Here is a 22,664-nt window from a genome sequence, read left to right as displayed (position 1 = left end):
TACCCTGATTAACAAGTTTGTGCAAACGTTTGTACTTAGAGGTCTATATGCAAAGCTACCATGGTGAGAATGCTCTGATTGGGCAAAAAAGGAATCCGGCGTTCCCGGCCAGGTGTAAACCCTCCATTTTTATGGCGTATGCCATTATCCTGGACAATCAGCACGGGTCCCGCTGCCTTATCTGTCATATCGTAGCCGGTTCCTAGCACCCAATGATAATCATAGGCATACCTCCCCCTCCAGCGGAGGCTGAACCATCGGTCGAACTTCAACGCGACCGGGCGTTTCGCGTCAATCTCGGCTTGGTACCTCTGCATATGATTAAAAAGGGATACCGAAAACGGCTTGCGATTTTCATGCGGAAGAGCAGCTCCGAGGTAATCCTGCAGCCCTTTGACAAAACCGCGCGCACTCATCCCCCACGGAGTTCCTCCGTGATGACTGTATATATAATTGATATGCGCCGCTTTGGAGTGGAAATAACCTGCTCCAGGAATTAAGCTGCACCCTCTCCGCGTGTGCCAATATTCCATTAAGGCCGCCATGGTCGCCGGGCCGCAGGCAGAACCGGGCGAGGATACGCCCGGTTCCCATTGTGTGTACGGCTCCACATCCAGCCGGATTTCAGGCTGTTTCTCTTTCATAGCGGTATCTTTCCCGCCCGCTTCCGGAGTATCCGCTCGATGTCGGAGGAGAGAAACGGCTTGCTCACAAAGTCTTCCATGCCTGCAGCCAGGCACCGTTCCCGATCCTCCGGTCTGGCATAAGCGGTTACCGCAACGATTAACGGCTGATGATTCAGCGGTGCCTGCTCCCTGATTCTTGAAGCCGCCGTCAGCCCGCTCATCACCGGCATTTGCACATCCATGAACACCAGATCATACGGCTGCCTGAGAATGGCCTGCAGCGCCTGCTGGCCATTCTCGGCAAGATCAGCTCTATACCCCCGCTTCTCCAGCATCGTCAGTATAAGCTTCTGATTGACGGGATGGTCCTCCGCCACTAGAATCCGCAGGGGCCCATACTTCGCTTCAGGCAGTCCGGGGGGGAGCCCTCCGGCAGGCAATAAACCACTGCTCCCCACCTGTTGCAAGTGATTCCGGCCCGCATAGGCATCAATATTTACACCGCTATCCGGCGCATTTAAATCTTCTCGCGGCTCATGATCCTCCGCCTCATTCTCTTCCCATTCCCCACCGGAGACGATGGGAAGCGTAAAGCAGAAATTTGATCCTTTTCCTTCTACGCTCTCCACCCCAATCGCACCGCCCATAAGCTCGACGAGGCGTTTGCAGATCGCAAGTCCCAGGCCTGTCCCCCCATATTTGCGGTTAATGGACGGATGCAGCTGGGAGAAGGTTTGAAAGAGCAGCGGCTGCTTTTCGGATGGAATACCGATTCCGGTATCCTGCACGCTAAACTTCAGGCTAAGCTTCTTTGCATTCGGGCAAAATTCCGTTTCTACGCCAATAGAGATCTGTCCTTCCTCGGTAAACTTGACTGCATTGCTTACCAAATTAACGAGTACCTGACGCAAACGGTCCGCGTCGCCCATAATCAGCTCAGGTACATCTTCCGCTATGCGGCTGGACAGCCGGACATTTTTTTCCTTGGCTTTGGGTGAGAACAGCTCGGTTACAATAGCCATCACGGACTCCACACTGACCGGCTCATGCATAAGGGTCATTTTACCGGCTTCGATTTTGCTGAAATCAAGAATTTCATTGAGAATATACAGCAGGGAAGCGCTGCTCTGGCTGATGATCTCCGCGTAACCGCGCTGCTCCTCATCAAGCTCCGTTTCGGCCAGCAAATCCGTCATGCCAATAATCCCGTTCATCGGAGTCCGCAATTCGTGGCTCATCACCGCCAGGAACTCTGATTTGGCCTTGTCCGCCTTCTCGGCAGACTCCTTGGCACGGATAATTTCCTGTTCGTCCGTAATATCCCGGAATACCACAACCGCACCCTTGCGCTCTCCTTTGTCAAACAGAGGTGTTGCTTGATATTCAGCAAGAAAACTCGACCCGTCTTTGCGCCACAACACCGCATCCGTGCTCCGCTGGGACTCTCCGGCCTGAATAACCCGGATCAGAGGGGAAGCCTCCGTCCGGTAATGAACAGCGTCAGACGCCGTTTGCCCGATATGGTTCAAATAGGAGCGGCCCATAATTTCATCTTGCTCGAAACCCAGCATATATGCACCAGCCGGATTGATGAATGTGATTCTTCCCTCGGTATCCAATCCGAATATGCCTTCAGACACCGCATACAGAATCAGCGTGTATTCATTGCTCAGCTTCTCGATTTGCTCGGTATACCTGATGCGCTCTGTGATGTCGCGGGAAATCCCATACACCCCTACTACTTGCTTGTCTACGATGATTGGAATGTTAAGGGTATTGATTTCGACCAGATGGCCATCTTTATGGATCAGGGTCAGATCATAGCTCTGCGGTTCTCCCTGGCTGGCCAGTTTGAAATGATGCAGGGTCTTCTCCATGTCCTTCTCATGCACAATGGGTCCAAAATACATTCCGATCAGTTCATCAAGAGCATACCCTGTCAGTTCCTCAAGATTAGCATTGGCCGTCAAATAATCCCCGTTCAGATTCATGGAGTAGACCGCCGACGGATTATACTCGAAAAGGGACTTGTAGCGCTGCTCGCTTTCTCTAAGCTGCTGCTCCATCTGACGCCGCTCGGTAATATCCTGCATCATGCCGATAAGCTGCACCGGCTTGCCGCTAGGGCCGCGCGTGACATCCCACTGAATATGTACCGTAAGCAGCGCAGCGTCAGGAAGAACCAGCCGGTAGGAGGATTCACCGGATTCCCCCTTTTTCACAACCTGCTCAACACCCGCTTTCAGCAGCTCCAGATCGTCCGGATGAACCAAAGACAAAAAGGTTTCGTACTCTACCTCCGTCCCTGTGCTATAGTGCAGCATACGCTGCAGTTCTTCAGAAAACACCAGCCGGTCTTTGGACAAATCCCAGACCCATGACCCAATCTTCGCCACACGCTGAGCGGTAGCCAGAGCCTCCTCGTTCTGCTTGCGGCTGGTCACATTGCGTCCAATACCCATGATCCTTGCAATTTCATTATTTTCATCATGGATTACATGAAAGGAAGTTTCGAACCACAAATAATGTCCGTCTTTATGGCGCAGCCGGCGGGTATAGGTTTTGTTCTCCAGCAGACCTTGGGACTGGTCCACCCCTTCAACATCATCCGGATGGTAGAATTCCAGCCTGTTCCTGCCGATCATCTCCTCCGGCGCAAAGCCAATCTGCAGCTTTGAAGAAGGTGAGATGAAGCTCAGCGTTCCATCGGGCAGGGTGAACGAAATCATCGTCTGGTCATCTTTTATAAATAAATCATACAGATCACGGCTGTCCACAGTCAGCTGATCGGCGATTTTGCGGTCGGTAATATCCTGGGCGTATACAATAATATGCGAAAAAGCTTGCCCTTCCGCAGCCCTTACGAACGTAAGCAGAAGCCACACCGTGCGGCCGGAGCGGGTTAGAAATTTCTTCTCTTTGACCAGAGAATCCTCCGCTGAAGAGGCAAGCTCGCTGATAAGAAGATTCATATCCATTTGCCGGCTCTCCTCCTGCTGGGCAACAGTGTTGTGCAGTAAGCCACCGGCCAGAAACTCCTGTTCACTGCAGCCGATCATATGGCAAAAAGCGGGATTGACCTTCAGCCACTTGCCCTCTTGAGACAGTACCCCCACTCCAAGCGGAGACATCAGGAATGCATAATCCAAAAGCTCCCTGTTATTCTCATCCAATTCAGCCAGGCCTCCTTCATCACGAGCCGCTGCTTTTGCAGACTCTCTGTTATCCTATTACCCCAGTATACGATAAGAGAAGTGCGGAAAGAAATGAACGGATCTGTTTCAAACCAGAAAAATCTTAAATTGAAAATATTGACTGATATAGGAGATTAATCTATAGTTTAAATATATATTTTATTCGTGTCCTGTTACGCTGGAAGCACCCGTAATGAAGGCTTATTAGCCTTTGCTGCGGGTGCTTTTTTGTCTTTTTATACAGGCTTACGGATGCTAAAAAAGGAGGAGAACGATGACTAACCTTAAGACTTTTTTTCTTACACTTTTATCGGTTTTGCTGCTAACGTTGCCCCTGGCAGGCAAGGCGGCGGCTTCCGGGACAGAGCTGACCCCTTCAATCCAGGCCGCTTTTGATTTGACAGCTGCCGTTGCGGATTCATCCTCAAGAAGCAAGCTGAACAGTCTGTATAGCGAGCTATCCGCATTATCAGCACAATATAACAGCAGAGAAGAACAAATACGGAAGCTTCATGAGAGTAATGCGCAGTCACTCCTAACGGTGAAGGAGAAGATCAAGAGCATTGACCAGGCCACCTTGACCCGGCTTACCGCTGTGGTTGCCAGCACCAAGGCCCGGTATCAGCCGCTGTTTGACCAATACAGCGCGCTTAACAAGCGCATTTCCCTGCTCAGGGGAATGCGGGACAAGTCCCTGAATTCCGTGCTGCGCGCCCAGTCCGATGCCATGAGAATTCTCGTCCAGATGGCCCGCCAGGACATCCGCGACCAAGAGGCACGGCTGAAAGCCGCCAAAGAGGCCAGGGCCAAGAAAATAGCTGCGGCACGCAAAACCCTTGCCGGGACCGATAGCCCGCAGACGTCGATCAAATCCCAGAAAAGTGTGATCTCTTCCCTGAACAAGCGCTTGTCTGCAGATTGGAGCGACTTCAAATCGGCCATCCGCAAACAAAATCCTTCCTTAACCAGCCTGTCCTTGAACTCATTGCTCTCCGGCCACCGGCAAATTGCAGCAAGCAAGCAAAAAATCATCGAACTGGAACAAAAGATTGCCGGTGTAATCGCTGCAGCTTCGAAGCAAATCACCTGATCCTCCTCATAAATGTGTCTTCCCCCTGTTTGGCGGCATATGTTAGGTAAGAGGTTACAGCTATGGGGTGAAGGAGGCAAATACCTATGCATATCTGCATGATTGCACCGGAACAGTTTCCGGTGCCGGGAGACGGCTCTGTGGAAATCTGCATCTGGGCGATTGCCAGAAAACTGGCCCGGCGGCATAAAGTAACTATCGTGAGCAGAAAGGCTCCCGGATTTCCTGACACCGAAGAACAAGAGCAGGTACGTATCATCCGCCTGGCCTCAGGTACGCCTGCACGTTATCTTGCATCCGTTCTGGACTATCTTGAAACAGAGCATTTCGATGTCATTCAAGTCGATAACCGGCCGCTCCTGATGTCTTCCGTCAAGCGCCGGCATCCATATACGCCGGTTGTCCTGTTCCTTCATTCCCTGACTTTTGTTCCTGCTGAATTGAGAATTGCACGCAGCCTGGCGAGAGCCAATCTTATCGCTGTCAACAGCCGCTCCCTGCAGCGCAAGCTTGCCCGCCGCTTTCCCGGCCTGGGCGGAATCATCCGTGTCGTGCCGCTCGGCGCCGATTTAAGCCGGTTCTCTCCGGCAAACCTGCCGGAGAAGCAGCAGATGCGCCGGCTGTACCGCCTGTCTCCGGTATTCACTGTGCTATTCGTCGGCCGGATCATTCCGCGCAAAGGCGTTCCTGTGCTGATTAGAGCTACGCGCCTGCTTAATAAACGCCTGCCGGCCCAGTTGATTATCGCCGGACACGGCAAGCCGCCGTACATCCGGCAGCTTAAGGCCATGGCCCGGCGCCTGGGAGTCCGGGCTGTTTTTATCGGCAGGGTTGCCCATGAAGATATTCACGGTCTGTACCATGCCGCCGACGTTTTTGTCTGCCCGTCCCAGCGGCATGAATCCTTCGGGCTGGTCAATGTGGAGGCCATGGCCTCCGGACTTCCTGTCATTGCCTCGAACAACGGCGGCATCCGGGAGATTATTGTACCGGGCCATAATGGATATCTGGTGCAGCGGTACCGCGAAGCGCTACCGTTCGCCAAAGCCCTGCTGCAGCTCGGCCGCGAGCCGCAGCTTGCAGCCAGAATCGGACTGCAGGGACGGAGGGACGCGCTTCAGAATTTTGGGTGGCAGCATACGGCAGCGGCACTGGAAGAGCTGTACCGTTTTCTTTTGCTGAATTAGCAATATTATGCTGCTGCCCGCTTCTGCGCTATGCGACATTATGTACAATGGAATTTGTGACCTTATTCGCAGGAACCAGCTGCAGTTAATATTATACTCAGATTGTAAGCGTTGCCATTATGCAAATAGATCGCAAATAAGGCCACCCAGACATTGGCAACCCCCTACAACACATTATTCGCTGTAGAAAGGGTGCACCGTTATGTTAATGATCAAAGCTATAGTTAGACCCGAGAAAGCGGATGCGGTTATGGCTGAACTGCTGCTTGCCGGCTTTCCTTCCATCAGCAAGATGGATCTGCTCGGCCGCGGTAAACAAAAGGGAATTCAGGTCGGAACCAATCACTATAATCAAATCTCCAAGAAGCTGCTGATGATTGTCATCAATGACGATGAGAAAGAGGATGTCATCAGCATTATTATGAGAACCGCAAGAACCGGTGAGCAGGGCTCCTTCGGTGACGGCAAAATCTTCGTGCTGCCTGTGCAGGAAGCCTACACGATCAGCAACGGTAAAGGCCAGCTGTAGAGCTCATATCCATATTCGAAAAGCAACTGTCAAACAGAAACGGCTGTGCTGTCCATAGAAGGACAGCACAGCCGTTTTGAATTTTGGATTAGGTTCGGGTACCTGGGGGATATAATCCGCCCCTGCCGGGTGAAGTCTGCTTCCCCCTAGCCCTATCCGGCCTCAGATCTCTGACCCAAGAGATGCAGCTTGCTGATTCCAGGCTGCCGCTGCTTTTATGTTCAAAACAACTGGATTACCGTAAGCACCAGACCTACGACAAAACCGCATACCGCACCGTTGACCCGGATCCACTGCAGATCCTTGCCCACTTTATCCTCCAGCATATTCACCAGACTGGCATCATCCATCAGATCCAGATTCTCCTTGACCAGAAGCCCCACCCGGTAATGGTTGGCTTCGACGAAGCTGATCAGAGAAGCACGGATGCGTTCCTCCCATTCCTGTATCCATTGCTGCTCCTGGCCGATACGGCGGGCCAGCATGGCATACAGTCCAAACAGCTTGCGTCCGCCCGCCGACCGCTCTTCTTCCAGCAAGGCAACCGCCTTGTCCCGGATATGCTCAAGCTGCACCCGCAGGAACGACGCAGAAGCTTCACTCTGAAGCTCGTTCAGTCCCCACTCCTTAATGGCAGCGATCCGCGCCTCGTCGTTCACCATCTGGAAGATGGCCACACGAATTTCCCGGATAATCTCTTCGCGGTAGGGGCTGTCTTCGTTGCGGAAATCATTGATTCCGGATTGCACCATGCCTTGCAGCATTTCCCCCAGCATCTCGGCATCCACGAAACCGACGAAAGCCTGAAAAGCCATCCCCTTCAAGCCGCCAAGCTTCACCTCGGCCAGCTTCTCACTGGCGATCTTGCCCAGCATTGCCCGGGTTTCGGGACGGGCCGTCCAACCAGAGATGCCTTCGAGCGCAAAATCCAGAGCCGCGACATCCTTCCCGTCATTCATAAGCTTGGTGACAATGGTATCGGCAGCCGTTCCAAGCTTGGCTTCACGGATATAGTTGGCTGCAGCAGACTGGATGTAAGGTATCGCCTGTTCCACCGGCAGCTTCTGCAGGAAGGTGCTGACCTGTTCCAGCATTTCGGCTCTCGCTTTTTTGCGGGCGAACAGTCGCGTCAGCATGGTGCTGCCAAGCGACACTATGCGTATTTTGCGCAGCTTGTTTTCAATACTCTCCTTGTTCAGCAGCTCGTTCTCCATCGCGGAGATCAGGGACTGGATAATTTTGTCCCGGTTCTTCAAGAGCAGGGAGGTATGCGGAATCGGCAGGCCCAGCGGATGGCGGAACAACGCAGTCACGGCGAACCAGTCCGCAATCCCCCCGACCAGTCCGGCCTCAAAGCCCCCCCTCAGCAGAACAACTGCCAGATTTTCCGGCAAAAATAGTGTAATGAGAAAGCCGCAGGCCATAACCGCCAGCGAAATCGTAGCTAAATTTCTGGATTTCAATCACAGTTCCCCCTAAAAGTATTGTGAGCATGGCTTCCCGATCTCTTGAGATGATTCGATGTATGCTAAGTGGTCCGCCTTATATTGTACCACGACGGAACTCTTTTCTGAAAATCCTCCCCGCTCACAGCAAACAGCCTGAAATCATGGCATGTACATGGATTTTTAATTTTCAGAGAGTTAATGATAAGATACAAGCAATAATTTCATCGCCCTTACGAAGAACAGCCCCATAAAAGAAAGGAGAACATCAACATGCTGATCGCACTCGATATGGACGGAACGCTGCTGAATGAGGAGGGCAAGATCAGCCCGGAGAACCGCGAGGCCATTGTGCACGCCCAGAGCCTGGGCCACATCGTGATTATCGCTACAGGCCGCTCTTATATGGACGCGGAACGGCAGCTCCGGCTGGTGGATCTGGAATGCCCTGTGGTCAGTCTGAACGGAGCGGTAGTGACGCTGCCTGACCGGACACTGGCAGCAAGCAAGCCGCTGAATAAAGAGGATATCATTCCGGCTTTACGCTGGATGAGCAAAATTCCTGAACTGTACTATGAGGTATACACTGAGGATAACGTATATGTGGAGCTCGACAAGCGGGTGCGGCTGGAGAAGCTGTCCGAGCTTAGCGATGAGGATGTTCCCGGGGAGCTCCGCTGGCTGCTGAAAGCTATGATCGACAAGCAGTTCCAGCAAGCTTCTGTCACCTATGTAGAGAGCATGGAGGAGATTTGGAGCAAAGACGAGTATGTAATCTTTAAAACGCTGGCTTTTTCGCTAAACCGGGAGCTGCTGAAGGAAGCCTCCACACGGTTCGCGGCAATTCCCGGGCTGATTATTACTGCCTCGCATGTAAACAATATCGAGATTAACCATAAGGATGCCAATAAAGGCTCAGGTGTGGGAATGCTGGCGGCGCATTACGGCATTCCCGCCGAACAGGTGGCTGTTATGGGCGACAGCTATAATGATCTGCCGATGTTTGAAATGGCCGGCTACCGAATTGCCATGGGGAACGCCGCACCGATTCTAAAAGAAACGGCCGACTTTATAACGGGGAATCATGCGGAGAATGGTGTAGCTGAGGGGCTGCAGCATCTTCTTTTGGAGAAAAGATAAGAGAAGCTATTAACGTTTGCCTGCTCCAAACTTGACAAAGCAATATATTGCGCCTATGTTCACCGCCAGCAGGATCAAAAGGACCCACTGCTGCGTCGTAGTCAGGGCTGTGAGAATTGGAATAAACACAGTTTTCCTCCTTATGAAAAGATTATATACAGATCAACAAACTGTTTTTTGGGAGCTGTATTGATTAAGCAGATGATCCAAAGCAACAGATTGTTCTATAACTTTGGGATGCGTCAAGAAGCCATACTTTTTCAGCGCCTGATGCAGCTTTTCCCTGGCGCTCTCTACATGAAGCAGCACCATCTTCTCATTGTTCAGCATAGTTCCACCCCCTTCTTGTAATATTTTAGTACAAGCTGTCAAAAAGCGGAATTCGAATAAAGTGAAAACAGCTGGGCACCGCCAAGAAAGGGGCAAAAGAAAAGAACCGGTTGTTTCCGGTTCTTCTAAGTATACTGCTCCCTGTTATCGTAAAATGGATACTCTCTACTTAGCCCCCAGCACCATGAGTCATATAATTTTTTGTACAAACTTGTTTGTTCCTGCGGTGCTGCCGAGTGATATTTTTTAAACAACCCTACACACCTAACTATATTGCAATCATTTCTTATTTAACATATAATTCCAAATTACCCATTAAGTAATTAAATCCATTCTCAAATCTTTCATGTCTCAAATAATATGTAGCTAATTCAATAAGTGAGCGTGTATATCTGTCATCGGTTAGCTGCTGATTAAATTTCCCTAAACGGCTGCGCTGTTCTCTATATGATAGATGGCTGTTAAACTTTAGAAGAACATCATCGACGTTGGCCTCATAGCGGTTAGCAGCCTGTATGATCTTGAATAGTCCCCATTTTACGGCCACCTTTCACAATTAAACCCAATATCTAGAATAATACTCCTATTATTATACAAAATATAACAGCGGTCAATACTTACCATCGCGACTTTCTGAACACTCTGGTGACTTTTCAGGGGGCAAACCGTAATATGTTAAAATGTTGGTATACTCCGGATTGTAAACCATACTAACATAGGGGGAATCACACGTTGAATATGTACCCTGGGATTGCCCAGTTATATCATAACCGTCTGCTGCGGACGGAGCTGGAATGTGAAGCTTTTGATCTGGCGCTGGAGGGGTTGGCCGGAGACATGGAGGATGCGGTGATCCAGCAAATCTTCAAAGTTTTCGATGACGACACCGAGCAGGAGGAGATTATGTTCGGACTTGTCCATTTCGTGGAAAGCTACCAGATGGAGATGTACCTTACCCAGTTGCTGGAGTCGCTGCCGGACATGCTGGAGAATGCACGCAACTGGGCCATTGTACTGAATCAGAGAATCCTTGAGGATGACCTCTGCCGCAGAGAGTACACCGATATCGCCGCCGGCATGACGCCTAGGATCAAAAGATCGCTGGCTTTTCTCCTGGAGGAAATCAAAGAGGACAATCCGAGGCTATACGAGCGCAAGATTAATGCTATTCTTGGACAATTACAATGAAGACCGCTCTCCAGCCTGGGGGAACAAGTCAGCGGAGCTTGAAGGTTTTAACGATTCTTGGCACATCGTCATTCACCATGCGGGACAGGATGCGGATGGGTCTGCCGTATTTTTTGTAATCATAGTCATCTCCTTTGGCATTCAGGAACTCTTCAGGCAGCTCACCGGGAACCGCATAGGCATAAATCCGCCCATTACGTACAGCCAGCCGGATGATCGGGGACTCATCATAGCCCTCTTCTATCCACTTCTTCAGCGACATCCGGTACACCAGCAAAGTGAGCGCCGATTCATAAATCTTCCCTTTATATTTAAAAAGGAAATACACAGCGTACTCCGCATCGTCCAGCCGGGAGCTTCTTCTAACCACTGTGTAGCATTTCCATCTGCGGGGGAGCCTGATGCTGAAGCCATACTTGGAGTTACGGTAGAGCACTGTTCTGGACGAACCTGCGCGGGGAACGGAACGGTTCCTTAGTACAGCCGGCTTTTTGATCCGGGCCATAGGCTTCATCACAATCACACCTTTCCGGGAATGAATTTCAGTACATACGTATAATAGTCAGAATATTCATACACCCAGGAGTGTGACACCAAAAACATGAGCAGTATTATTAGAATACGGGACAGCGCTGCGAGCGGGATGGTATAGTATAAACATTCATGCCGCCCAGTGGCGGCACTTCAGACGATGGAATCTCAGAGAAGGCCCTCCATTTGGGTTCGCCAAATTCGAGGCTTCCATAACAATGCCGTAAGAATCGGACATCGTTATTACAAGATAGATCGGCTAAAATTTAGTTTAACCCGCAATGCGACAAACGAAGGTGAATCCATCCAATGAACAAGCTTTTATTTCACAATATACCGCTCGGGGCTACCGGCGAACGCATTCCGCAGGCGAAGACCGCCTCTGCCCGGACAAGCCGGGAGATGGTAAAGCCCGGGGACTCCGATGCTGCTTACTTCCGCAGGCTGGAGGAGGGCGGGATTCTGCTCAACTCCCCGCAGATCGCGGCGGTGCGGCATCATCAAGGCCCATTGCTGACACTGGCCGGGGCAGGCTCCGGCAAAACCTCGGTACTGATCTGCAGAACCGGGTATTTGCTGTCAGTCCGGGGCATCTCCCCAAGCCAGCTGCTGCTGCTGACATTCTCCAACAAGGCTGCGGCGGAAATGCGTGAACGGATTGCTCTGCTGCCAGGCGTCCGCGAGAGCGATGCCGCGCGCCTGCAGGCGCGTACGTTCCATTCTTTTTTTCTCTATTTCCTGCGCCGTCAGGGTCTTCAGCAGGAAATCTTCAATGAGACGCGCCGCCAGCACATTCTGCTGAAGCAGATCATGCGCGAGCTGGGTCTGCCTAAGGATGCCTATCCGCCGGAGACCCTGCTCGCTCTGCTCTCCACCTGCAAGATGAATCTGGGCGAACCGGAGAAGCTGCCGGAGACGTCAACCGCCGAGAAGGAAATGAAAACGGTCCTGCTGCTGTATGAGCAATGGAAGACCGACAATTTCAAAATCGACTTCGACGATGTGCTGCTGATCGCATACCGGATGCTGCGGGAGAAACCTGCGCTTTTGCTGGAGCTGCAGATGAGATTTCTGTATGTGATGGTCGATGAGTTTCAGGATACCAATGCGCTGCAATATGAGCTTGTCAAAATGATCGCCCACCCGCAGCATAATCTGATGGTGGTCGGGGACGATGACCAGACGATCTATTCCTTCAACGGAGCGCGCAGCGAGTTCATTCTGGAGTTCGAGAAGCTGTATCCGGGTGCACGGGTCATCACGCTGGATATCAATTACCGTTCCGGCCCCGCGATTGTCGGCCTCGGCAATGGCATTATCCGCCATAATATGCGGAGGCGGGCCAAAACGCTGCAAGCGGCCCGAGGCAGCGGCCGCCAGCCCCGGTACCTGCGCCCGCAGACGGCCGACGAGGAAGCCGAGCAAATCGTGGAGCATATATTGAGCGAGGTAGCCAGCGGGGCTAGAGCATACAGCGATTTCGCCCTGCTCTACCGTGCTTCCAGCAGCAACCGTGCCCTGCTGGAGCGGCTGCTCCTCCGCGATGTCCCCTACGTCGATTACGGAGAAGGCCAGCTGCTCTACGAGCATTGGCTGATCTCACCGGTATTGGATCATTTGCGTTTGTCGCTGAACCGGCGCAATTTTGCGGCAATGGAGAATATCCTGCCGACGCTGTATCTGAACCGGGAAAAGGGCATGAACCACATCCGCCGGATGGAGGCCGTTCAGCCCAAGCAGGGACCGCTGATCCACCTGCTGTCTCTGCCGGGAATGGAGGACTTCAAGGGTGCGAAGCTGAAGGAACGGCTGGAGCTAATCCGGGGCCTGATCCAGTTGACACCGGTGCAGGCGATCCGCCAGATCCGCTCAAGCTTCTATGACTATTTCATTGAAGCCAACGAGCGGCATCAGGCCACGCTCCACCGGGAAATGCTGAAAGAAATGCTTGATGAGCTGGAAGCCTCGGCGGAACGGTTCGACAGTCTTCCGGTGTTTCTGGAGTTCATCGGCAATGTGACCGAACGTAATGAACTGAGTCGCCAGCCGGGACTTAAAGAACAAGGGAACCGGGTTGCCCTGATGACGATTCATAAGTCGAAGGGGCTGGAGTTCCCGGTTGTTTTTCTGATCGGTGCGTCAGAAGGCATTCTTCCCCACAGTTCCGCACTGGAAGGCGAGCGGCTGAAGGACCGGAAGACATCCCCTCCACCAAGCGCACGGGACAGCAAAGTCATTGTAGGCAATACAGCGGGCTTCGCTGCACTTGAAGAGGAGCGGAGGCTGGCTTATGTGGCCGTGACCAGAGCCCGGGAGGAGCTGTTCATCAGCTCCCCGGCACGGCACCGGGGCAAGAAGGCGGAGGTCTCCAGATTTATGCTGTCTGCGTTCCGTTCTGCTGCATCGGCTGCCCCGTCTGCCGCAGCTGTAAACAGAACCCCGGCACCGGTAAGGCACACCTCCGGCAGATCCTCCGGGGGAAGAACACACACTGTCCCCATCTGGAAGTGCACCGGGAGCAGCTGCCCGGGCTGGACGCGCATGAAGGCAGGGGGAGCCGAGGATCACCTGTCCTCCAAGCCCTGCCCGCTCTGCAGTGCTCCCATGGAGAAGAGTATGAGGGAAGTTCCTGTGTAACGAACAAGAACAGGGAAAACGGCTACGCCCTCCTTAATAAAACAACAAAAGCCCCTTCAACAGACGTAACCGGAATCATGAAATCATGAGTTCCCTGCACGTTCTGTCCGAAGGGGCTGTATTTGTCATCTTGTATTTAAGCCGGAGTCGCCGCCGGTTCTTCCGCTTCTTCTTCATGTACCGTCTTGATCTGAATCATCACTGTACTTGGATCAGTCAGGACTTCAACGCCGTTCTGGAAGATCAGATCGGAGACGAGCAGCTGGTCGCCGATGGCAAGGCCGCTGATATCCACTTCCATCGAGGTTGGCAGATCCCCCGGCATGCAGCGGACTTCAACTTCGTATATTTCCACCTGCAATGAACCGCCTGCCTTGATACCGGCCGCTTCTCCCGCAAAATGAATTGTAACCTTGCTGTCCATGCTGATATTCATGTTCACATGCTGAAAGTCAATATGCAGTACCTTGCCCGACATGGAATCCTTCTGGATATCCTGTACAACTACTGGAACAGCTGTATTATCGGACAGCTTGGCTTGCAGAATAGCCCGCGGATTGGTTTTTAGAACATCCAAAAGCTCTTTTTCATTGACTTCTAAACTTAGAGTATCTTTATTAATTCCGTACAATACAGCCGGGATACGCCCCAGTTTTCTGGCGACGTTCAGGTTGGACTTGGTTTCAGCCGTACGATTGCTCAGTTGAATAAATTTACTCATTTTTGATTTCCCGCTCTCTTTGACCATAAATTCTTGTCATCGAAAGTATAACATGACCATAGAATCTAGTCAAACCTTGGGCTTACTGTTCATATTCTATAAAAGGGTCCGGGATCTCAATCTGATATGCCTCGGCATCGCTAACCCCTACTGACAGCACCGCACGCCCATTGTCTCCCCGCACCAGCCCGCCGCTGAAAATGACATCCTGCAGGTCCGGCCGTTTGCCGGGACCAATGGGGAAGTCGCTTCTGGCGGCAATGATTTTGACCGGTGTCGTCTCATAGGTGCCGGGATTGAGAGAAAACACCATAGAATAATAGTGTTTTTGGCCCAAGCGGTCGAAGCAGGCAATATGCCCTAGTACGCCTATATGCCCATTCTTCAATAACTGGGCTTCATTCGCCCCGCCCCATTCCTCGGGCACGAACTGATCCTGCAGCACCTCGGCTTCGATGAAGGTCTGCTCGTTCAGCTCCTCCAATGAATCGATAATGGTAAATCCGATCTGCCCTCTTCCGCCCCTGGCTCCTTGCGGCCGTGTAAATATGCCTATTCTGCCATCCTGCAGCTCAATAAGCCGGATATCCTTCATCGTTCCGGGACCGGAAGAGAAATGGCGCATGGAGTCAATACGGTAGCCCCGGTAGAACTGGGTCACCCATGAGACGATCCGGTACGGATCATCCGCTGCGGTAATTACCTCTACCCCGCCTACAATGAGTTCCCCTTGTATAAGGGCTACACACGGGTCCTGCAAATTATAGGTATGCGTATGCGCACGGGGAATCCAGGCCCCCTCCCGGAGTATAAAAAAGAAGACTTGAGAGAACTCACTGTCCCGTTCCTCAACTCTTCCAAGAATTACCGTTTCCCCACCGTGCGTAAACGGGGCGGTGATGTTGTATACGTCACGTTTGCCTACACCGGAGAAGGCCAGCTTCTCCACGCGCACTGTTCGAAGATTGGCATAGAAGGTATCCAGCAGTTCGTTACATGTTGCCGTCTTGACCGGGTTCCTTGTCATTGCCTTCCTCCTCATATTCGTTTGCTTTATCTATTGCCCAATCGTTCTCATCCAACTCCATGCGAATCAATTCACCCGGCTGAATATTAAAGTAGATGCACAGCTTCAGCAGCAAATCCCGGGGATACTGCACCATCTCGTCTTTGTACATCCGCCGGACGGAGTCGAAATGGTAATTGATATCTTTGGCGAGCTTGCGAATGGATAATTTGGGGTCATGGCGTTCCATAACCTCACTTAATTTACTGCGTATGACTGGCATTCATACACCTCCAACAACACTATATCTGGAGAATGAAGGGTAGTCAATAAATTGACAAGAAAAAATGGTCATGTTATAGTTGCGGAAGGAAATAACTTGCAGATCCAAAATTTTATACCACTTTTTTGCCCGGAAAATAAAGTCCTCTTTATTTTCTTTTTTTATTTCAAATTACAAAAATTGAATAGGGAGGCTCCTCATTATGAAACACACCAGCAGCAACAGGAACATTGTTTTTCTGTCCACCAGCCTGCCCAGAGAATGCGGAATTGCTACGTTCACCCAGGATTTATTAGATGAGTTCTCGAAGCTTGAGGGCTGGAACAAGCCGAAGATCCTCGCGATGAACAATAACGAATCTTACCGTTACAGTGACCAGGTAATGAGGGAAATCAGCCAAAACACGCTGTCCGATTATATAGATGCCGCTGAAGCAATCAATCATTCCGATACCGATCTGCTGGTCATACAGCATGAATTCGGGATCTATGGCGGAGAAAGCGGCGAATACCTGCTGGATTTCATCGAAAAGCTTCATGTGCCCTATGTGGCCATTTTTCATACCGTATTAACCAATCCTACCCCCAAGCAGCACCAGATTATTACCCGGATTGCCGAGCTCAGCGTCAAGGTGGTCACGATGGCCCAGTCTACTGTGCAGGATTTAATCTCCGTCTATCATATCAATGCCGCCAAAATTGCATTCATCCATCACGGAGTACCCTATGTAGAGACGGCATCCCGGGCGGAGCTTAAAGTGCAGTACAGCTTCGGGGAACGCAAGATTCTCTCCACCTTCGGTTTCCTGAGTCCAGGCAAGGGGATTGAATACGCCATCGAGGCCATGAGCAGTGTGGTCAAGCAGCATCCGGATGCGCTCTATATCATCTGGGGCAAAACCCATCCCGTAGTCAAGCTCGAAACCGGCGAAGTTTACCGGGAAAAGCTGACGGACCTCGTTCATGAGCTGGGCTTGACCAACAATGTACTCTTCGTCGACAAGCTGCTGACACAGGAGGAAGTGATTGAGTCGCTGGTGATGTCGGATATTTATATGACCCCATATCTGGGCAAGGATCAGGCGGTCAGCGGAACGCTCGCCTACGGTATCGGCTATGGCCGGGTAATTGTTTCTACACCTTACCGGTATGCGGAGGAGATGCTTGGCGAAGGCCGCGGCCTGCTGGCCAATTTCCGGGATTCCGCTTCACTGGAAGCCTGCATTCTGGAACTGCTGGATGATCCCGGCAAGGTCAAGGATATGGAAAACCGTACGCTTGCGCTTGGAAGAACGATGATGTGGAGTGAGGTGGCGAAGACGTATGCCGCCATCTTTCAAGATAAAATAGCCCTCTTCAAACTGGCGGACCGGAGTGTGATTTGATGCAGACACCTGTAGCTGTCCCCCTCAAAACTAGCTATCTGCGCAGAATAACCGATGACACGGGGATTTTTCAGCATACCAAGTTTGGCGTTCCCGACCGGTCTAAGGGCTATACCACCGATGACAACGCCCGGGCCTTGATTGCGGCTGTACTCATGTATAAGCAAAATCGGCAATCCGCAACGCTGGATCTGATTCATACGTACCTGTCCTTCATCCATCACGCACAAAATGAACAGGGCAACTTCCGTAATTTCATGGACTACAACCGTTCGTTCATGGAAGAAAGCGGCTCCGAGGATTGCCAGGGACGCACCCTGTGGGCGCTGGGATTCATGCTCTCCAACGCCTCCATCCTGCCGGATAACCTGCTGAACACCTGCCGCTATCTCATCAACCAATCGCTGCCGTATTTAGAGAAACTCGGCTCTCCCCGGGCCGCAGCCTACGCCGTCATCGGCCTCAGCTATCTCGTTAATACACCCGGCGCATTAACTTATTCCTTCCCGTATCCGCACGCGGCAGGGCATACAGCAGAAGAAGCCGCCTTCCTGCCAAAAATTGTCATCACTGAGCTTATTGAGACTATCGCCGTCCGGCTCCACAAGCAATATATACGGACCAAGGGCGATGGCTGGAATTGGTACGAGGACAGCCTGACCTACGGCAATTCCATGCTGCCCTGGGCGCTGCTTAAGGCCTTCGGCATTTCCGGCAATCCCGATCTTCAGGCGACAGCCAAAGAAAGCCTGGATTTCCTGGCTTCCCAGACTTTCGCGCCTGAAGGCTATTACAGGCCTATCGGCAGTCATGGCTGGCTGCTGCGCGGCGGCAAACCTGCGGAGTATGACGAGCAGCCGATTGAAGCCTGCGAAATGCTGCTCGCCTGCCGCGAAGCTGCTGTAGTGCTTAAGGACCCGGCCTATCAGAAACGGGCCGACCTCTGCTATGCCTGGTATACCGGGCATAATTCTCTGAAGCTTCCTTTGATTGACGCTCAGACCGGTGCCTGCTATGACGGCATCCACAGCGCAGGGCTGAATCTGAACCAAGGCTCGGAGAGCATTATCTCCTTCTCCATCGCCCATCTGGTGACTTATCATGGATAAATTCGCGACGATTCTCGCAGGCGGTGGCGGCACCCGCTTCTGGCCGCTGTCCAGACAGGAAATTCCCAAGCAGCTGCTCAATATCAGCGGAAACGACATCATGCTGAACGATACAATTGAACGCTTCAAGGGCATTATCCCGCAGGAAAATACCGTCATCGTAACGAACCGCACACAGGCAGTGCTGCTGGAGAGCATCATGCACAGCAGTGTTCAGAAGAGCAACATTCTGATTGAGCCTGTAGCGCGGAATACCTCGGCCAGCATTTTGTTCGCCGCCTTCTCCATCATGCATACAAGCCAGGAGGACTCACTGATGGTCGTCCTGCCTTCGGATCATTATATCACCGATGAACCGCAGTTCCGGCTCACGCTGGATGAAGCGTGCACTTTCGCCATGGAGAGCGACAAAATCGTCACCATCGGCATCAAGCCCACCTTCCCCTCCACCGGCTATGGCTATATCGCTTATGATAAAGAGCCTATCGCCGTCCATCCGGTAGCGGTGTACGATGTGGCGGAATTCGTAGAGAAGCCGAATTTCCAGAAGGCACAGGGCTATCTAGCGTCCGGCAACTACCTATGGAACAGCGGGATTTTCATCTGGAAGACCTCGGTCATTATCGATAATTTCAAACGGTATCTGCCGCGGCTGTACAATATGATGCTGCCGGTCAGCGAGGCGCTCGGTACAGCACAGGAAGCAGAGACGATAGCCCGGATCTATCCGCTGCTGCAGAATATCTCAATCGACTATGGGATTCTGGAGCGTTCCGATGAAGTGGTTGTCCTATCAGGCCAATTCGGCTGGAATGACATCGGCAGCTGGGATGCGCTGGGCGCGATCTTCCCTCCCGACGACGCCGGCAATATCATCAAAGCCAATCACATGGGTATCGATACCCGCAATTCGATCATCTATGGGAACGGCAGACTGATTACCACCATCGGCGTGGATGGGTTCATCATTGCCGACACCGGCGATGCAGTCCTGATCTGCCCCAAAGATAAAGCCCAGTCCGTCAAGGATATCGTCGATTTGCTTAAGGAGAAGGGCATGACCGAATATATTTAAAGTGAATCAAAAAAAGTGACCGTCCTTTCGATAAGGGAACGGTCACTTTTGGTATAAGCATAGATAATCATCTGGTGCTGTGTCAGGGCCGTGAATCTCTGCCGGGGGCTTATGTTTAGGTCCAGGCCCACAGAAATCCGTCCCGGTCCCAGGCGATTCTCCCGCCGTGCAGCTTGCGGAAGGCCTTCTTCACGTCCTTGGACAAGGACGCGTTCCCGTTCTCATTCACAAATACAAACTGCTCGCCAAAGTTGGCCTTCACATATTCAATCGCGGCGCTCTGGTGCAGGGTTCCCGTAAAACGGATCTCCTTGACCATCCATTCCGCTACCTCTTGTGCGGTTGCTTCCATCCAGGTACTGCTCCTTCCTGTAAATCCCTCTCAAATGCCTCCCCATTATAGCATGAACACAGCCCGATTCGGGAATCATCCGAATCGGGCTGTGTTATGGCTTGCCTTGACTATTGCCGGCATTTAAGCCTGATATGTATTATGATTGGATACCTGACGCGGTTTTTGCGCTGCGGTTACCATGAGCAGGATACCGGTGATCAGATGCAGAATCCATCCCAGGAATGGAATCCACGCCAGCGCGGAAGTCACGATTCCGAGCACTGAACCATAAAACGGCTCTTTATTCTTGGCCGATAGAACCAGCGTTACGGCATGCAGAATGAAAGTTAATCCCAATACGGTGTACCAGCTCCCGATTACAATGGCAGCACCAAGAATCGGAATGGCCAAAAGAATCTCAAATGAACCCGTAATCCATTTCAAAGCTCTCGAACTAGTCACAAGCAACCCCCCTAATCGTTAATATACTTTAGATTATACAAAATCATCCTGTATATAGATATACATTTTTTTGTAGTGAACTACACGCCACCTAAGAGGTGGGTGCTTCTTGGTCAATGGAGCTACTGCTCCAAGTTTACCCAAGCTCAGAGGCGAGTTCCTAGCCCAATTGTTGCAATATTACATTGCTAATTGTAGTAAGTTTTTAGCTGCGTTTACATCTCTGTCGTGTTGTGTACTACATTCAGGACAAGTCCATTCACGTACAGCCAGGTTTTTCACTTCTGCGTTTTTGTAGCCGCAACAGGAACAGAGTTGGCTGCTCTTAAAGTGTTTTGGGGCAATCATCAATGTTCTCCCGTACCAGTTCGCCTTGTATTCGAGCATCGCTCGAAACAGGCTCCAGGATACTTCAGAAATAGCTTTCGCTAATTTGTGATTCTGCATCATGTTCTTTACACGCAAGTCTTCCATCACGATCACTTGGTTTTCGCGTATCATTTGGGTGAACGTTTGGTGCAAGAAGTCTTTACGCTGATTCGCTATTTTTCATGAAGCTTGGCGACCTTCAAACGTGCTTTATTTCGGTTATGGCTTCCTTTCTTCTTTCTTGACAAGTCCTTTTGCAGTTTGGCTAATCGTTGTTCAGATTGACGTAGATGTTTCGGATTTGCGATCACTTCGCCACACGAAGTAATCGCAAAGTTTCTTAGTCCCAGATCTACGCCAATCTTCTTTTCTGTTTTGGGCAAAGGAGCGATATCTGTTTCCACCAGTACGGATGCAAAGTATTTTCCTGATGGTGTTTTGGATAGGGTGCAGGATTTGATTCGCCCCCTGAATAGACGATGTACCTTCATTCGGATTCTTGTCTTTAGTTTCGGAATTTTAATCGTTCCGGCTTCAATGGCTATCGTTCCGTTTTGATTGTTCGTTGTGAAGCTATTGTTGTTCGTTTTCTTACTTTTGAATGTAGGGAAGCCCACGTTCTTATCCCGAAAAAAATGCCTATAGGCTTTCTCCAGGTTGAGCTGAACGTTTGCTAATGCAAGGCTGTCCGCTTCTTTCAGCAACGGGAATGCCTTCTTGTATCTGGCAGGTGTAGTATGGAGCATTTTCTCCGTTTGTTTATAGTGTTCGATCTTATCCGCAAGCATTTTGTTGTAGATAAAACGGACACATCCGAACACCTTTGCCAGATATTGTTGTTGCTCATGGGTGGGGTAGATCCGGTACTTATACGCTTGAAGTACGAACATGCCTCGCAACTCCTTTCCAGGAATTTACGAATCTATCATAGAACAAATGTTCGTATTGATGGAAGTTGATTTCCTTTGTATAAGCAGGATCGTTGCCATTCATCCCACCATTTTAGAAATGGGGGAATTCTGACAACGGATGGTTAAAACATTAAAATTGTATCTATGCCAAACTATTCAGCTTCATCATTTTTGCATTTTCCTCTTGTCCCGGTACGACCGGCACGAAAGGCGGCAAGCCCTCCGTAGTCATCGCCGCCGAAGGCTGAAGGCCAAGGCAATGGCACATTAACGGGGCAAGCCGCAGCTGGGGCAGCGCCTGAATCTCTTGTTCCGGCGACAATACCTGTTCACCAAAGGTGTATAAAGGAATATGCCGCTCCGCTGGAGTGACCCCGCCGTGGCAGCCGTTCGCATTCATCCCATGATCAGCAGTAACCAGCACCGTATACCCCTGCTCCATCCACTCCGGCAGCAGCGTGGCAAGCAATCCGTCAACCCGGCGGACCGCCACCTCGTACTCTTTGCTTTCCCCGCCATAGCGGTGTCCGGCATCGTCGATATTCATTGTATGAATATACAGAAAATGGGGGTCGTAGGCCGCCCGCAAAAATTCAGCATCCGCGAATACATGGCTGTCCGGGTAATGATCCTCGAAATAAAAGCTGCCGTGCTGAATCGGTTTCAGGACATTGTGCTGGTGCCGGTCAGCAACCGGATGAAAAGGAGCCGAGCTGTACAGCTCGCTAACCCAGTGATATGCGGCAGCCGCCGTACGCAAATTGGCGGCAACGGCAAGATGGAACACACTTTGCTCACGGCTCAGTCTGACGATATGATTGGCGGTAATTCCATTTTTCGATACCGGTGTGCCTGTCAGCAGCACCTCATAGAGAGGACGTGACAGACTCGGCAGCTCTGACTGCACCTTGTAGCACGACAGCTGCCCCTGCTCCACCAGATGCTCCATGTACCCCAGATATTTGCGGGCAGCGTCATAGCGCAGCCCGTCGAGCACAACCACAATAAGCTTGCTTGCTGTTTCCGTCATGAATATCTCCGCCTCCTTAGCATCTTATAGCGCGCTGCAGACTATACGCTTGCAGTGACTCTTGCCCTGGAACTTTCATTACA

Annotated in this window: 20 protein-coding genes and 1 pseudogene; 9 read left to right on the top strand and 12 right to left on the bottom strand. The window is 51.3% G+C overall.

Annotated elements, in window-relative coordinates:
- Positions 1–35: 35 nt before the first annotated feature.
- Both PGRAT_RS01980 and PGRAT_RS01975 read right to left on the bottom strand, forming a co-directional pair.
- Positions 36–644, bottom strand: a complete 609-nt coding sequence (locus tag PGRAT_RS01980) for a C39 family peptidase (protein ID WP_042265920.1) — start codon at positions 642–644, stop codon at positions 36–38.
- Positions 641–3,799, bottom strand: coding sequence for a PAS domain S-box protein (locus PGRAT_RS01975; RefSeq protein WP_025704248.1), 3,159 nt, complete (start codon positions 3,797–3,799; stop codon positions 641–643). Before PGRAT_RS01975 ends, PGRAT_RS01980 begins: the two co-directional genes overlap by 4 nt.
- 295 nt (positions 3,800–4,094) lie before the next feature.
- Between PGRAT_RS01975 and PGRAT_RS01970 the strand changes: the two genes are divergently transcribed.
- The 3 genes from PGRAT_RS01970 (at position 4,095) to PGRAT_RS01960 (ending at position 6,626) form a co-directional block, all read left to right on the top strand.
- The gene (locus tag PGRAT_RS01970) at positions 4,095–4,910 is read left to right on the top strand and encodes a hypothetical protein (RefSeq protein WP_025704247.1); all 816 of its coding nucleotides are present in this window, start codon (positions 4,095–4,097) and stop codon (positions 4,908–4,910) included.
- A gap of 86 nt (positions 4,911–4,996) precedes the next feature.
- Complete coding sequence (locus tag PGRAT_RS01965) at positions 4,997–6,097, top strand: glycosyltransferase family 4 protein (RefSeq protein ID WP_025704246.1); 1,101 nt, start codon at positions 4,997–4,999, stop codon at positions 6,095–6,097.
- Between the two features lie 202 nt (positions 6,098–6,299).
- Positions 6,300–6,626: a P-II family nitrogen regulator gene (locus PGRAT_RS01960; protein WP_025704245.1), complete on the top strand. Its 327-nt coding sequence runs from the start codon at positions 6,300–6,302 to the stop codon at positions 6,624–6,626.
- A 221-nt stretch (positions 6,627–6,847) separates the two neighbouring features.
- On the opposite strand, the gene PGRAT_RS01955 is transcribed toward PGRAT_RS01960, so the two are convergent.
- Positions 6,848–8,089, bottom strand: coding sequence for a DUF445 domain-containing protein (locus PGRAT_RS01955; protein WP_042265919.1), 1,242 nt, complete (start codon positions 8,087–8,089; stop codon positions 6,848–6,850).
- A 255-nt stretch (positions 8,090–8,344) separates the two neighbouring features.
- On the opposite strand from PGRAT_RS01955, the gene PGRAT_RS01950 reads away from it, so the two are divergent.
- Complete coding sequence (locus PGRAT_RS01950; RefSeq protein ID WP_025705575.1) at positions 8,345–9,211, top strand: Cof-type HAD-IIB family hydrolase; 867 nt, start codon at positions 8,345–8,347, stop codon at positions 9,209–9,211.
- 162 nt (positions 9,212–9,373) lie between these two features.
- Here the strand turns inward: PGRAT_RS01950 and PGRAT_RS32100 are convergent, their stop codons facing one another.
- The gene (locus PGRAT_RS32100; protein WP_081758818.1) at positions 9,374–9,541 is read right to left on the bottom strand and encodes an aspartyl-phosphate phosphatase Spo0E family protein; all 168 of its coding nucleotides are present in this window, start codon (positions 9,539–9,541) and stop codon (positions 9,374–9,376) included.
- 738 nt (positions 9,542–10,279) lie between these two features.
- Here PGRAT_RS32100 and PGRAT_RS01940 point away from each other — a divergent pair.
- Entirely contained in the window at positions 10,280–10,729 is a 450-nt protein-coding gene (locus PGRAT_RS01940; protein WP_036704929.1) for an Imm30 family immunity protein, read from the top strand.
- Positions 10,730–10,757: 28 nt separating this feature from the next.
- Here PGRAT_RS01940 and PGRAT_RS01935 read toward each other — a convergent pair whose 3' ends face one another.
- On the bottom strand, positions 10,758–11,243 hold the full coding sequence (locus PGRAT_RS01935) for a hypothetical protein (protein ID WP_025705572.1): 486 nt from the start codon (positions 11,241–11,243) through the stop codon (positions 10,758–10,760).
- A gap of 326 nt (positions 11,244–11,569) precedes the next feature.
- On the opposite strand from PGRAT_RS01935, the gene PGRAT_RS01930 reads away from it, so the two are divergent.
- Positions 11,570–13,897, top strand: a complete 2,328-nt coding sequence (locus PGRAT_RS01930; RefSeq protein ID WP_025705571.1) for a UvrD-helicase domain-containing protein — start codon at positions 11,570–11,572, stop codon at positions 13,895–13,897.
- A gap of 136 nt (positions 13,898–14,033) precedes the next feature.
- Here the strand turns inward: PGRAT_RS01930 and PGRAT_RS01925 are convergent, their stop codons facing one another.
- The 3 genes from PGRAT_RS01925 to PGRAT_RS01915 form a co-directional block, all read right to left on the bottom strand.
- Positions 14,034–14,618: a 50S ribosomal protein L25 gene (locus PGRAT_RS01925; protein WP_025705570.1), complete on the bottom strand. Its 585-nt coding sequence runs from the start codon at positions 14,616–14,618 to the stop codon at positions 14,034–14,036.
- A gap of 82 nt (positions 14,619–14,700) precedes the next feature.
- The gene (locus PGRAT_RS01920) at positions 14,701–15,645 is read right to left on the bottom strand and encodes a DUF1861 family protein (protein WP_025705569.1); all 945 of its coding nucleotides are present in this window, start codon (positions 15,643–15,645) and stop codon (positions 14,701–14,703) included.
- Positions 15,611–15,907 (bottom strand): helix-turn-helix domain-containing protein, encoded by a 297-nt coding sequence (locus tag PGRAT_RS01915; RefSeq protein ID WP_025705568.1) that lies wholly within the window; start codon positions 15,905–15,907, stop codon positions 15,611–15,613. The genes PGRAT_RS01920 and PGRAT_RS01915 overlap by 35 nt, the downstream gene beginning before the upstream one ends.
- 202 nt (positions 15,908–16,109) lie before the next feature.
- Between PGRAT_RS01915 and PGRAT_RS01910 the strand changes: the two genes are divergently transcribed.
- The 3 genes from PGRAT_RS01910 to PGRAT_RS01900 are packed head-to-tail and all read left to right on the top strand — an operon-like array spanning position 16,110 to position 19,475.
- A complete protein-coding gene (locus PGRAT_RS01910; protein ID WP_025705567.1) occupies positions 16,110–17,291 on the top strand; it encodes a glycosyltransferase family 4 protein in 1,182 nt (393 codons plus the stop codon).
- Positions 17,291–18,400: a hypothetical protein gene (locus PGRAT_RS01905; RefSeq protein WP_025705566.1), complete on the top strand. Its 1,110-nt coding sequence runs from the start codon at positions 17,291–17,293 to the stop codon at positions 18,398–18,400. Before PGRAT_RS01910 ends, PGRAT_RS01905 begins: the two co-directional genes overlap by 1 nt.
- Positions 18,393–19,475, top strand: a complete 1,083-nt coding sequence (locus PGRAT_RS01900; RefSeq protein ID WP_025705565.1) for a mannose-1-phosphate guanylyltransferase — start codon at positions 18,393–18,395, stop codon at positions 19,473–19,475. The genes PGRAT_RS01905 and PGRAT_RS01900 overlap by 8 nt, the downstream gene beginning before the upstream one ends.
- 115 nt (positions 19,476–19,590) lie before the next feature.
- Here the strand turns inward: PGRAT_RS01900 and PGRAT_RS01895 are convergent, their stop codons facing one another.
- The 4 genes and pseudogenes from PGRAT_RS01895 to PGRAT_RS01880 form a co-directional block, all read right to left on the bottom strand.
- A complete protein-coding gene (locus tag PGRAT_RS01895) occupies positions 19,591–19,827 on the bottom strand; it encodes a DUF6953 family protein (RefSeq protein WP_025705564.1) in 237 nt (78 codons plus the stop codon).
- A gap of 123 nt (positions 19,828–19,950) precedes the next feature.
- Positions 19,951–20,271, bottom strand: a complete 321-nt coding sequence (locus tag PGRAT_RS01890) for a hypothetical protein (protein ID WP_025705563.1) — start codon at positions 20,269–20,271, stop codon at positions 19,951–19,953.
- Between the two features lie 180 nt (positions 20,272–20,451).
- Positions 20,452–21,530 (bottom strand): annotated as a pseudogene (gene tnpB / locus PGRAT_RS31070) (IS200/IS605 family element RNA-guided endonuclease TnpB).
- 163 nt (positions 21,531–21,693) lie between these two features.
- On the bottom strand, positions 21,694–22,581 hold the full coding sequence (locus PGRAT_RS01880; RefSeq protein WP_042265915.1) for an alkaline phosphatase family protein: 888 nt from the start codon (positions 22,579–22,581) through the stop codon (positions 21,694–21,696).
- Positions 22,582–22,664: the final 83 nt, after the last annotated feature.

Origin of the sequence: Paenibacillus graminis (genome assembly GCF_000758705.1) — a bacterium.
GTDB classification, from domain to species: Bacteria; Bacillota; Bacilli; order Paenibacillales; family Paenibacillaceae; genus Paenibacillus_AQ; species Paenibacillus_AQ graminis.
Note: the sequence above shows the minus strand (reverse complement) of the source record. Positions and strands in the feature narration are given on the sequence as shown.